This is a genomic window from Chitinophaga sp. W2I13 (assembly GCF_050434005.1).
Classification (GTDB): domain Bacteria; phylum Bacteroidota; class Bacteroidia; order Chitinophagales; family Chitinophagaceae; genus Chitinophaga.
Map to the genome: position 1 here is coordinate 7044216 of NZ_JBNPWD010000001.1, position 14199 is coordinate 7058414.

7 protein-coding genes are annotated in these 14199 nt (G+C 49.8%); 6 read left to right on the top strand and 1 reads right to left on the bottom strand.

The genetic code is table 11. The annotated features are described in order from the left end of the window. The 6 genes from QFZ48_RS28875 to QFZ48_RS28900 all read left to right on the top strand — a co-directional run bounded on the left by QFZ48_RS28875 (position 1) and on the right by QFZ48_RS28900 (position 12954). On the top strand, positions 1-423 hold the full coding sequence (locus tag QFZ48_RS28875; protein WP_370910128.1) for a GPW/gp25 family protein: 423 nt from the start codon (positions 1-3) through the stop codon (positions 421-423). Continuing rightward, entirely contained in the window at positions 420-4217 is a 3798-nt protein-coding gene (locus tag QFZ48_RS28880; protein WP_429064922.1) for a hypothetical protein, read from the top strand. Before QFZ48_RS28875 ends, QFZ48_RS28880 begins: the two co-directional genes overlap by 4 nt. Positions 4218-4264: 47 nt before the next feature. Continuing rightward, on the top strand, positions 4265-5047 hold the full coding sequence (locus tag QFZ48_RS28885) for a hypothetical protein (RefSeq protein WP_429064924.1): 783 nt from the start codon (positions 4265-4267) through the stop codon (positions 5045-5047). A 9-nt stretch (positions 5048-5056) separates the two neighbouring features. Next, positions 5057-7912, top strand: a complete 2856-nt coding sequence (locus tag QFZ48_RS28890) for a hypothetical protein (protein WP_429064926.1) — start codon at positions 5057-5059, stop codon at positions 7910-7912. Beyond that, positions 7912-11631 carry a contractile injection system tape measure protein gene (locus QFZ48_RS28895; RefSeq protein ID WP_429064927.1) on the top strand — a complete coding sequence of 1240 codons (3720 nt, stop codon included), beginning with the start codon at positions 7912-7914 and terminating at the stop codon, positions 11629-11631. Before QFZ48_RS28890 ends, QFZ48_RS28895 begins: the two co-directional genes overlap by 1 nt. A 165-nt stretch (positions 11632-11796) precedes the next feature. Next, positions 11797-12954 carry an ATP-binding protein gene (locus QFZ48_RS28900; RefSeq protein WP_429064928.1) on the top strand — a complete coding sequence of 386 codons (1158 nt, stop codon included), beginning with the start codon at positions 11797-11799 and terminating at the stop codon, positions 12952-12954. 3 nt (positions 12955-12957) lie between these two features. On the opposite strand, the gene QFZ48_RS28905 is transcribed toward QFZ48_RS28900, so the two are convergent. Then, positions 12958-14139: a glycosyltransferase gene (locus QFZ48_RS28905; RefSeq protein WP_429047394.1), complete on the bottom strand. Its 1182-nt coding sequence runs from the start codon at positions 14137-14139 to the stop codon at positions 12958-12960. Between the last annotated feature and the right edge of the window lie 60 nt (positions 14140-14199).

Below are 14199 nucleotides of genomic sequence, written 5' to 3' on the forward strand. Positions count from 1 at the left end.
ATGGCAAAAGATATCAAATCATTTTTAGGAACAGGCTGGAGCTTCCCTCCTTCCTTCGACAAACCCAACGCCTCGGTACTGATGGTGTCTGATGTGGCGGATATTGAAGAAAGCATCCGCATCATTCTCAGCACCATTCCCGGCGAACGCATCATGCTGCCGGATTTCGGCTGTAATATCCGCAAGATGGTATTTGAAGTAGTAGACTCCCGGTTTTCCGGGGAACTGAACCACCTCATCTATCATGCATTGCTGGAATACGAACCACGGATCAAACTGGTGGACTGTCAGATTGTTGACCAGACAATGGAAAGCGGCACCGTGTACGTTCAGATCAACTATACGGTGATTTCTACCAATACCCGGCATAACCTGGTGTATCCGTTCTACTTCCTGGAAGGTACCAACATCAGCACGAGATGAATAACTACTTTGAAAATATACAGGATGGCGTCAGCCAGTTGGAACGGCAACTGGATGCATTGCAACCTGCCTATGTAAAAGTAGACGACAAAAGTACCTTTGACCTGCTGGCGCAGCTGACCGCGCTCGCCAGCCAGTTTAACTATTATAATTTCCAGGATCAGCCGGATGGCGACTGGCAGGAATTTTTTCAGACAGATCTGGTGATTATGCTCATCACCTGTTCCAACCTCCAGTTCACCGCCTATGAAGAAAAATATCTCTTCCTGCGGGAAGCGATGGGCAAAGCAGGAAATGAAGCCAGTCTTTTTAAACATACCGCCGGCTTCTTCTCCCTGCTTTACGACATTGCCATTGAACTCATGGATGCCCTGCAGAAATTATTCCTCTCGGATAAACAGCAGGTGATCCGGCATTACATACAACAGGTAATCCAGGTGGTGGAAGATGAAACGATGAAGTTAAACCGGTATGAATTGCAGGTAAAACAATTGTTTCCTTATGAAACAGCCAGGCATCATACCCTCCGCGGCGTCACTACCACAGCGCGGTTGCAGGCGCTGTTCCCGGGCATTTCAAATAGTATCACCGAAAGCGAAGACATCTTCAGCGGATTTTTTTCGCTGAACGAAATTTACGATACACTGCGGACGAAATTTTACCAGACTTCCAGCGCTTCCGCCTACTACCTGAAGAATCAGCTCCGGGAACGGAAACATACGCCGCATATGGGGCTGCTGATGGCGTTTACGGAGCTTTATAAATACCTGCAGGACCAGATCAACGAAATACCCAAACGGCATCTGGATTATTATTACCGCACCATATTGGGTATGGAACCCCTGCATGCGGTACCGGACAAAGTACATATCCTGGTCACGCCCGCCCCGCAGGTGAACAGCCTCACGCTGGATAAAGGAGAAATAGTGCTTGCGCCCAGCGCTGCCAGGAAGGAACCCCTGCAATACCGGCTGCGGGATCCCCTCAAGGTACATGCCACCACCATTACCGCCATACACACCCTGTATATCAGTAATTACCTCCAGATCGCTGCGCGGTCGCTGCAAACAAATAACATCTGCGAAGCAGCTATTTATCATGCTATTCACCCGGTAATACCACCACCGGCTTTTGCCGCCCTCACCGCCCCGCCGGTGACCTGGCCCTTGCTGGGAGAAGATCAGCACGACCTGTCGCAATCGGTACGTACCATGGAGAATACCTCGATCGGCTTTATGATCGGATCGCCTACACTATACCTTACAGAAGGTGCGCGGTCGGTACAGGTAAGACTTCATTTTAACGCTGCCGGCTATACGGAGTTGATTAAATACCTTCAGAATTTTTCTGCCGTTACCGGCAGAAGTGCCGCTATCATTAACAGTGAACTGATGTCTGCCGCATTCCTGCTATACTACACCACTCCCACAGGATGGGAGCCCATTAAACATTATAACGTGCGGTGCAGCGCCGCAGAGCAGGCAGATAACGCTATTGTCATCAACTTCCTGCTACGCAGCAGCGAAGCCGCTTTCACCGTATTCAGCCCCGATGTACATGGCGATAATATTACATCGGCATTGCCGCTCCTGAAAGTATTGCTGAACAATAACAGCTTCCACCACCCCTACTCCTTTCTCCGTCAACTGGTACTGGACCGGGTAACGGTAACGGCTAAAGTAACCGGCTTCCGGGCCGTAAAACTGGATAATAACGTAGGGGAACTGAACGCATACAGCTCCTTCAGGATATTCGGCCCCATGCCGGCAGTAGGCTCTTTTCTCGATATCTCCAACAGCAATGTTTTTAATAAGTATACGAAAGACTTCAGCATAAAACTGGAATGGCTGGATCTTCCCAAAAATATAAACGGGTTCGATAGTTACTTCGCCGCCTACCCGGGGAATATGACCAACAACTCTTATAAGGTGGGCCTTAGTAGTATTAACAACGGCGTATTTCTGCCCGAACGTGGCAACCAGGAACAGTTCCGGCTTTTCGATACGCGCCGCGACAAAGAAGGCGATCTGTACCTGACCGATACCTCATTGATTAAAGACGCCGATTTCAATAAAATCAGTTTCCCTAATGGGATGAAAATGGATAAGGAAGTAAAGCGCGGCGGCACGGCTTACAAGCAGGGCGCCGTCAGGCTGGAGCTGTCGGCCCCCTCCGAAACATTCGGGCATCAGTTGTACACACTCATCTTTCCGGAAGTAATTTTATACAACGCCAAACACCCGATGCGGAAAAAACCGCTGCCGTCGCCTCCTTACGTGCCGGTGGTAAAGGCCATTGCCGTCAACTATACACTGGAACATTCCGAGTCATTAAAGCCGGGAAAAGTAGCCATACCTGGAGAAACCATGGAAGTACACCATGCGGGCGTATTTGGAAATGAGGGCATTTATCCCGGCAACGGCGCCAATGACTTTTCCCTGCTTCCGGTATTCAACGAAGCCGGTCACCTCTACATTGGGTTTAACGAACTGAAACCCGGAGAAGAGCTGTCGCTGTTGTTTCAACTGGAAGATAAATATTTCACCGACACCACTACCAATCTTACCCCGCTCAACTGGCATTACCTGGCAAATAACAAATGGTATCCCTTTGAAAGCATGTGTCTTTTATCAGACAATACAAATAACCTTTCGCGGAGTGGTATTGTAAAGATCCGTGTTCCACACGGTATCAATCCCAATAACACTATCCATACACCCGGTACCTGGTGGATCAGGATTTCCACCCCTTCCCACGAATGCATTACGCCGAGGGTGATTGGTATCTTTCCTAATGCCGTAACCGTGGAGCGGGTGTTTGAAGGAATTGGCGGTTCGCTCGAAAAAGTATTAACGCTCCCACCCCTGACGATAAAAAAAACAAAAAAAGATATCCGCACCATCCAGGCGATCTGGCAGTTATTTCCTTCTTTCGGGGGCCGTAAAACAGAGCCCGAAAGTAAATTTTATACACGGGTAAGTGAAAGACTACGGCACAAGCAACGGCCCGTTACAGCACTGGATATTGCGCAGGTATTACTGGAAGCTTTTCCGGAGATACTGATTGTAAAATGCATCACTGCGCTACCCGGCGCCAGGGACGAAGATGTAAGCATTGTGGTGGTTCCGCGGCAATCGGACAGCGGCCTGTTTATTAGCCCGGAACCCAAAGTAGACCTGGATACCCTTTGCCGCATTCAAACCTTTATGCAACAGCATATATCTCCCTTTGTACGTTTATCGATCCGCAACCCGGTGTATGAAAGCGTGAAGGTAGTATGCAGCATCATGTTCAGGGATCCATCTGAAAACAACCAGAACAGCCACCTGCAACAGCTGCAGCTGGATATCCAGAAATATCTTTGCCCATGGTTGTTTGATCCTTCTTCCCATTTAAAGATAGGCAGCACCTTGTACAAATCTGAGCTACTGAATTATATCAACCGGCAGCCTTATGTGGAATATATCACCGGTTTTTCCCTCGTGCATTTCTATTACACAAAAGATGAAGATACCGGTATGGTAACGGCCTATTGTACAGATACCGCCATAGGCGGCCTTCAGCAGGTTACGCCTTCCTTGCCGCAAGCCGTGCTGGTCCCGTCGAAAGAACACCTCATCACCGTGCTGCACTCGCCCGAATACAAAGAACCGGAACCATTGGGCATCGATGCGTTGAAGATCAGCAACGAACTCATTATAGGCAACGACCATCATGTTATAACGCCAACGGACCAACGACCGGATCACGCAACCGATGAAGAGATGCTGACCATCTCTATACTTCCACCCTGACCGGTCATACCAGTAACTATTCATCTCTTAAAATAAATTGCTTATATATGGATACGCAACAAAGTAAAAAAGTATACGGGCGGGATGAGCTCAAACAATATTTCAGAAACGGCATAATGCCAACAGAAAACCACTTCGGCTACCTGATAGATTCTACCATCAATAAACAGGAAGATGGTTTTTCAAAAGATGAAGACAATGGCTTGCTGGTATCTACGCTCGGCGACTCCAAGCGGCTGGTATCCTTTTACCGCGCCACTGATGACCTGGAACCTTTTTTCTGTATGGAAAAAGATGAACAGGACTTTCCTGCCCTTCGCCTGAAACCCGGCACCGGGGAAGATGACCAGACCGGACCCGGGAAGAGCTTCTTTTTTCATATGAACGGTAACCTCGGGGTCGGGAAAAAAAGTGACCCCCGTTTTAAAGTGGATGTCAACGGCTTTGCAGGTATGCAGGGACGCGTAGGAACTTTTAAAGCAGGCGCCGTTCCGGCAAACGGCAAATGGCATCCCATTCTCGAATCGATGGATAACTGCCAGGCATTTGAAGTGATGGCCAGAACCGGCCGGAAAGGCGCCGGCAGGGTAGCATTGCTTCACGCCACGGCACTCGCGGCATACGGCGGATCACATAACCGGATCAGCCAGCGCTGCGCCCACTATGGCTTTTTCTGGAATAAGATCAAACTGCGCTGGAAAGGCACCACGCATAACTACGCGCTGCAATTACGTTCCAACAGCAACTATGGCGATGGTGTGGAAATCTTTTATAACATCACCCGGCTATGGAGCGACGAGCTGTTTATGCCGGATGAATATTACTATTAATGCTGTCATATGTCCGATAGTCCCGTTCAGATCAACAGAGACAAATCCATTGCCCCTGCAATGGATTATGATCTTTTAATGAAGGAAGCCATTACCCGCGTGCAGGAGCTGTCCGGTACCGAATGGACCGACTACAACCTGCATGATCCCGGCGTAACCATCCTGCAACAGCTATGCTATGCAATCACTGATCCGGCATATCGCACGGCTTTCCCAATAGAAGAAATACTGGCAGATAAAAAGGGCGACATTGATCCTTTGCAACACTCCTTTTTCCGGAGAGCAGAAATGCTTACCTCCGCGCCCGTGACGGTGAACGACTACCGCAAACTGGTGCTGGATGAAATAGACGACCTGGAAAATGTATGGATTGAACCCGTACAAACCATCCATCCATCCGGGTGTACAAAGGGCGTATACCGGGTATTTATACAGGTGGAAGATGCAATTGCCCGGAACATGGAAGCCAATGCAGACCAGGTACAGCAGCTGGCCGCACAAACAGATCATCTCCTGCAATCGTACCGGAACATCGGGGAAGACTTTGAACCCGCAGTAGTATTGCAACCACAGGAGATTTTCATTAAGGCCGAAATTTTTGTAGACAGCAGGCATGAGCCACAGCAGATCCTCGCCCTGATGTGCAATGCTTTTGAAATGACAATGCACCCGCCGGTAAGATTTGTACCCGCCGCCGAAATGTATATCAATGGCCACACACCGGAAGAAATGTATGCAGGTCCCTTGCTGAAGAAAGGTTTCGTAGCGAACAGCGATCTGCATCCCCGCAAACAAACCGCCGATCCGGCCGACCTGATGAAAAGTGTTTCAGAAGTACCCGGCGTAATGAAAGTAAAAGCTATTTACCTCGCGGATGAAAACGGTAACTTCCAGGCAAAACCGGTGCAGATCAAAGAAGGCCACTACCCTTATCTGGAAATGATAAGCGAAAAGCACGAGATAAAAATATCGAGCGACAAATTTGAATACAACCTCCGCGATGCCGGCTTCCTCAATATGTACGAGCAGGTAAAAACAGTAGCCCGCAGGAAATTTACTGGTCATCAAAATGCCGAAGCTCCCAAACCACTGAAAGGAATATACCGCAACTTAGGCCAGTACTATTCCCTTCAGCATCACTTTCCGGCGATTTATGGCATCGGGCATGAAGGCCTCGAAAAAGATGCTCCCGCCCTCCGCCAGGCACAGGCTAAACAGCTAAAGGCTTACCTGCTCTTTTTTGAACAGTTGCTGGCCAACTACCTCGCGCAGCTAAGCAACATCGGCAACCTGTTTTCGCCTTTCCTGCAACAGGTGCCAGCTGCTACCTACGCTACACAACCGCTGTACAACGTGCCGCATGTGGCCTCATTGCTGAAAGCATTTACCCATCAGAAATCACCCGTATCCTGGGAGGATTTCATCAATGATAACGGGAACCCCTATATTAAAAATATGCAGGAAGCAGCAGAACCGGATAAAGAATACCAGCAACGTAAGAACACGATACTGGATCACCTGATGGCCCGCTTCAACCTGGTGTTACTGAAATACCCGGTTACTTTCTTTGAACAAACCTATGACCGCGATGCGCCTCCCACCCGGATCAGTCCGGAGCTGGAATGGAAAGCATCCATCCTTCGTGACCTGCCCGCACTCAGCGCTAACCGCAACCGTTCGTTCAACTACCGCGAAGATATTTTTAACGAAGGGAGTTTGTCAGGCTATGAAACCATTCTGCATAAGTTGCTGCATGTGCGTCCGGAAAAAAGAAAGCGGCTTACCGCCGTATTTGATAGCAGCAACTGGAAAGTATCCGTGAGTCAACCTTCCGAGCCACATATTCATGTTCACCTGGTGAAGGAATACAAAGTGAAAGACGAACTGCTGAAAGTGAACATCGCTGAAAGCACTTCAGGCGAAATCATTACCGGCAAGAAATATGACTATGGCCGTCAGTCGGTGTCGCTGCTGCGTTACGGACTGGATCCGGCCAATTACCGCATCGTATACGATGGGGAAGAAGATGTGTACCTGGTGGTATACCGTCAGGCTACACATGCGTTGTGGCAGGTGATAACCCGGGAAAACACGCATGAAGAAGCTATGCAGGCGCAAAAAGAAACGATGCGGCACCTGAAACAGATCAGCACAGAATCGGAAGGATGTTACCTGCTGGAACATCTGTTGCTGAAACCTGCCTACACAGACAAGAGTTTTGGTTTCCGTATTTACAGCAGGTCCAATAAACTGCTGCTGCAACATGCGCAATGGCTCACCCTTGAAGAGCGGGAAGCGCAGCTGGAAAACGTGGCCCCGCTGGCGGCTGCCCTGAATGAACAGGATGCTTATGGCAGCTGGCAACAGCTGCAACAGTATTACAAAATATATTTCTATCGCGGCGATACGCCGGAACTGTTAACAGCAGCACATTTCACTTCGCCTGATCATAAGGTCGCCGTTGAAAAAACAATGCTGGACCTGCTGTTGCTCATCAGGCAAATGAAAACCGGGCAGCACCGGCAGGTACGTGTGGTGCCTTATGTAAAACACGGCGAGGCTGAAATGTTGCAGGAAGCCTTCTTCAAATTCGGCATGAGCATTATTTTCCCTTCATGGCCGGCACGCTTCCAGTATAAGGAGTTCAGGAATTTTACCGAAGGATTGTTCCGGGAACATACACCCGTGCAATTCCGCTTGAACTTCGACTGGCTGGGTATCAGCGCGATGCGGGACTTTGAATCCCGGTATTTCGATTGGCTCAAAGCCATGCGTGGAGAGGGCGACCGGCCATCTGCCACCGCTGCTTTGCTGGCCTTCATTGTAAAAGATCCGGCATTTTCTCAACATGTAGTTACTGTATAATGGAAGCACACATCATCCGGCGATACAGCTTTGATATCACCTACGATTCGAGGCCCAGGGCTTTTGCCTTGCAGGATAAAATGAGTACGCTTTTCCGGCAAAGCATCAGCAATGGTACGGATGATCTACTGCAACAACTGATCCCCGCCGACATGATGGCTTCTATCGACGGGCTGATACTGAACATAGGGACCATTCCTTTCAAAGACCTGGAAGCTGAGCTGCCAACAAAAATATTAGCGGCTTTGCAACAGGCGCTTACCGATCTGCTGTATCATCAACAGGCGGGCACGCAGCATGGCGTTAGCGGGGATATTACCATAAGGAAAGGCGAAGACCGGCAGCTGGAACTGATGAGCTTTTTCCTGTTGCAGGGGGTGATGCCGTGGTGGGCCACTACCACCGAACGCGCGCAACCGGGAGACATCATTTTACAGTTATCAAAAACTTCCCCGGGGAAACTGGCTGGTTTTATCCGCAGCATTGGCCGGAATCAAAGCGTACGGGAGCGAATTGTGTGGCAATTTTCCGTTGATGTATTACAGGCCATCGTACAGGTGCTGGAACCGGCGGAAGCGCTGTTTATTATTGCCGGCAGCCGGGAAATACTGTTGCTGCAACAGCAGCAACAATTACTCCATACTGAAACCAGTGAACTGGAAAAAGCGGTGTGGTTATTTATGCTCACCTATCTCATTATGGAACGGGGCAGCAACTTTAACCGCAAAGAATTTGTACGCAGCAACCTGCTGAAGCTGGCGGGGCATTTCAACCTTTCCTATGAAACCATCCTGGAGTTGTTTTATGAAGCATTGTGGCGTTACAAATCTTCCTTACCAGAAACAGGATTGGGTAACTATATCAAAGATCTCTATAACGAACTAACCGTTTCGCCTCAACGAAAACCAGTTGCCGGCGGTGATCCATCTTACAAAAAATTAATGGCAGACACCGGGGAACAAATCAATGTACTCCGCTATTATCTGCTATATGGCGCTATTCCCTGGTGGGCTCCGGGTGTTACACCTGCGTCCCTGCAACTGATGTTTAACAATACCGGTTACCATGCCGCCGCCTCCCTTAAACAAATGCTGCAGCTGGTATTGCAGCATCAAACCGCTGCCGGCAGGTGGCATGAACTTATGCAAACCAATGAAGCGGTGGTGGAGCAAACCGGGTATTTAAGGGAGATAAAGAACTGGGCAGCTGATACCATTGCTGCGGCTTCCTTTACCGGGGACACGCTTACAAAACGGCTGTTGCTCCGCGATGTGATCCTGCACCTGCTCACCTATGGCAGTATGTCGTGGTGGGGAAAAATATATGCGCACTACTCCCTTAACAGCTTACTGGAACAGCTGGCCGATCAGCATCCGGATCAAACGCTGACGATACTCGAATACGCCGCCACCCTACCGGCAGCTATGTACCGGCTGGTGTCAGGCGTAAAGCCCGCGGTGTTTTTCCGGTTGCTGAAAAGCAGCGGTATGGCGGCCGCCGCGGAAGAAGTATACGACAACGTATATACGCTATTAACCGCTGTACAACAATTTGTGACGGTTAGCACCCTGCCGCCGGAGCAGTTTATCCTGCAAGCCATCTGGCAATCACTCGCCGCCACGCGTTACCGCCGGATCAGCAAAGAGGTGTTACTGCAACACCTGTTCCTGCCCGCATGGTCGGAAACGCCGGTGGCAGCACCGCACATGATCCGCTTCCTGCTGCAACAGCTGCTGCCCGTTATTAATCACCTTTCCGGGAATACGGTACTGGCCAATGATTTGCAGGCATGGACCATGCCTGTATCCGCTCTTTCCCTGCAGGAGGCAGAACGCTTACCCGCACAGATAACAGCCTCACCGGAAGAGATTACCCGCTGGCTGCAACAATTCCTGACCACCGGGCAATTACCTCCGGCAGCAGGCAATGTCTCTTCAGCCTATGCCGCAAGGTTACTGCAATGGCTATACGAATATCATGAAGAACACATGAAGCTATTACAGGAAAGCATCACCCCATCGCCGCAACTATTCCGGCAACTGGAGGAGCTGTTTCTTCAGCTGGAACCACATATTGAACCGGTACAGACGTTACTGCAACCCTGGCTGGAGAAAACCATCGCAGAAGGCAGCTTCTTTGCGGAAGGCAGCAGCAGCAGCAGGATCTATCAACCGGCGGTGGCCTTCCGGTCGTTATTACAGCGCATGCAGCGCTACCCTTCCATTACCGTGGAACATCAGCAACAGCAAGTGCTGGAAGAAGCGCGGCAGCTGCTAACGGCATACCTTACACGCTACCGGCTGCCGGAAAAACTGGGTTCGTTGCCATTATCAGCGACCAACGAAATCATCAAAGCAGCCGTGGTCCTTTTATTCAACGCCGCTCCTGCCATCCTTCATCAGCTCTTTACCAGCTACCGTCAACAACTGGCGGCCAGGCTGCAGGTATATGGGTTATTCTCCTTCTACGCGGGGGTGCCCGACAGCCATATCCGGCAAACGCTGGATATATACGCGGTACAGGACAGCCTGCTCCTGTTACAGGAAACAGCCGGTAACAGTCACCAGGGCAGCATCACCGACCTGCGGAAGGCCGTCCGCTTTTATAAGCAGCGCAGCCGGCAGGAACGCAGGTTATTCTACAGTAAAATACTGCAGCATCCGGCACTGATAGAACAAATGGCGCAGCACCTCGATGAAGAATCGTTCCTTGACATTGTACAGGATGTTCCCCTTGGCTGGACAGCCAACACCACGGATGCCTTGCACGAGTTGCAACAGCTGCTGGAATCACTGCTTCCCGGCAGCCAGGAGAAAATACAGCTGCAACAGGTATTCCGGCGGTTTCACCTGTTGCTGCTGGGCGCACATATACATGTATATGACGCGCGCAGCTACGCTGCCCGTTTCCTCGATTTTATAAATATGACCACCCCGGGCATCGCGGAAATACTGGTCAACCGGCTGGTAAAAAGCGCGCAACAACCAGCGTCGCTATCGTACACGCATATACGGCATGTAGTACCGGTATTGCAGCAGGAAGCGCAATTAAACATTACAGCCAGCCGTCACCGGGCGTTGTTACGGGAAAGTCTCTACGAAAAAGACCTTCTCCGGACAACAAACCCGGCTACCGCTACGGCAACGGCGCATCCGCTGGAAACACCGCCTCACGAGCCCGACAGCTGGGCTAAAGTGAAGAAGCAACCATTGGATACCATTTATACCGGTAACGCCGGCCTGATCATACTGCATCCTTTTATTCCGTTTGGCTTCAAGCGGATCGGCCTGGTGAACGACGAAGGTTTTGTAAACCGGGAGGCACAACATCGTGCCGTACACCTGCTTCAGTATATGGTAAACGGCAGGGAAATACACGCAGAGCATGAATTGGCGCTCAATAAAATACTATGCGCCTTACCACTGGAAGAACCCGTGCCCGCAGAAATACTGCTGACCGCGGAAGAAAAACAACTCTGCGAAGAACTGCTGAAAGTAGTGATCCAGCGCTGGGAGAAAATGAACAATTCCTCCGTAGAAGGTTTCCAGGCGGCCTTCCTGCAGCGCGACGGCGCACTGTGGCAAAAAGATGACGACTGGTGGCTGCGGGTAGAAGAACGGGGCTACGACATGATACTTCAAACCTTACCGTGGGGCATTGGCATGATCAAGACCCCGTGGATGGAAAAAACAATATATACAGAATGGGCATACAGTTAATAGCAGCCAATGCAGCTGCATTGGAGAAAGAACTGGAATGGTTCCGGCTACTGACGGAAGCACGGATGCAACAATACTTCCAGCAAACAGTGGGTGGAATACCCGCCAATACCGGATCTCTCGGAAGATCCATCTGTGTACGCACAGATTATAAAACACTATGGCATGTCGCATGCGGAGCGGATTATACTGCTGCTCGCGCTGATCCCGCATATACAGCCACAGTTGCTGGACATTTTCTTTGTAAAGAACGCCACCTATGATAGAGGCTTCACAGAATTTGGTGGTATTAAAGGACAGATGCACGGCGGCTTTTTACCAACCGGGGAAACAGCCGCGTTCCTGCTGACGGCGGACGGCTTGCAGCAACGGTTTAACATGATCCGGTATTTTAGCCCCGATCATTTCTTTGCCAAACATCAAATCCTCAAACTCAACCCCGCCGGCGATGAGCCGCTGCTAAGCGGCACCCTAAGCTTGTCGACCGAGTATCTCAGCCTGTTTACAGAAGGCGTTTCCTACCGTCCTGATTATAATACGCAGTTTCCTGCCAAGCGTATTGAAACCGGTATGGAGTGGCAGGACCTGGTACTGGAACCGCATGCGATGGAAGAGGTAGAAGACATCCGGACATGGATAGAACATGGCACCACCCTGCTGCACGACTGGGGCATGAGCCACAAAATAAAGCCTGGATTCCGCAGTCTTTTTTACGGACCACCGGGAACGGGGAAGTCGCTCACTGCCTGCCTCCTGGGTAAAACGTTCAACATGGATGTATACCGGATCGACTTATCGCTGGTGGTATCAAAATTTATTGGTGAAACAGAAAAGAACCTCGCACAGGTATTTGACAAGGCCATCAACCAGCAATGGATTCTATTCTTTGATGAAGCAGACGCGTTGTTTGGAAAACGCACACAAACCTCTTCTTCCAACGACCGTTACGCCAACCAGGAAGTGGCTTACCTGCTACAGCGCGTGGAAGACTTTCCGGGCGTGGTAATCCTGGCCACTAACCTGAAAGCCAATATCGACGAAGCTTTTGCCCGTCGTTTTCAATCGATGATCTATTTCTCTATGCCAGGGCCGGAACAACGGTTACGCATATGGGAACAATCCTTTCCTTCACATATAGCGCTGGAAGATAAAGTGAACCTGGAAGACACTGCGCGTAAATACGAAATGACCGGCGGCACTATTATCAACGTCGTGCGGTACAGCTGCCTGATGGCGCTGAAACGGGGAGATAAAACCATCCGGCAAAAGGATCTGCTGGCGGGCATCCGCAAGGAGTTTGGGAAAGACGGGAAGATTGTATAGGCGTTACTTTAGCCAGGACATATCACTACCTTCAAAATCGCTTACCGCCAGCGAAGGGACTTTAATGGAGAGATCGTCTGCTGATATTTTATTTTCCATTGCTTCACTGAAATACTTTCTATTTCCGACAGGGATACTACCGGGAACCCCTCTTGTCCTGCTGTTGGTTCTTAACGCTTCTCTCATTCCCTCCGGACCTGTGGAGCCCATTGTTTCTAATCCCCGGGCGCTAAATAATCCTCCTTTCACGTCAGGATACTCTTTAAGCCTCTCCCCGTCTTGATATAGCGCATTCAGCTTCTTCTCCGCATTAGCGTTAATAAGTCCTATATTCTCTGCGCCAGGCAATGCTGCGATCAGGTCATTGGCAGCCTTTTTTGCTTCTGTCCTGTTATGGGTAAGCATACCTGTTTTATAGATCTTCTTTTTTACTTCTTCAAAAATATCAGGATGTTCTGCTTGCGGGGAGCTACCCGCCGATTCATGCTGCCCGGTATTCTTCCTGAAACCAAGATCGCTGTCTGAATAGATGCCGCCATACTTGCTGAGAATGCTGTAACGCGCCAGATCGGACGCAGTGCCAAAGTTGGTCCATGTATCATTTGGATCCGTGGGCGCTCTTTTAATATAGCCTGCCTCCTTCTTATAATGTTCTGTAAAGACGCTGGCATCAGCCGAGATATCCTTTATGGTTATTTCATGCTCTCCTGCCCAGGCGGCCATATCTGCAAAACCATTCTGTATAAGGTTAGTCCGGTCGCGCCAGCGGCTGTCAGACCATAACCAGATCTGCGCAGTGGGATTTCTTTCCTTCCAGGCAAGTACATTTGTTTTCCCGGATCCAGGCATGGAAGCCCCTATCCAGATAAAATGGATGATCTTCGGCAGGCCTCCGTTATCCTTACTCTTAAATTCACTAATGTAACGCTCAATAGCCTCCTTCTCTTTTCCTTTCTCCAGTGGATATACTTTGGGTTCGCGCATCAATACCTGTATTAAGCCATAGTGCTGCTGAAACAGTTCCGGATTAAAAGCTATCATATCAGTGATGGTGGGTTCCTCTTCGGTACCATCATATATAAATTTTCCCTGTACAGGCGGATTTTGGGAGATACCATTTCTGCCAGCTATGTGATCGGCATTGCTGCGGAATTTACGTTCCTGGGGGTTATTTCGGGTATACATGGGAGTTGTATTTTCGTTATTCCGGCTGACTGAAATTAACGAAAAACACCCGGCTTTCAA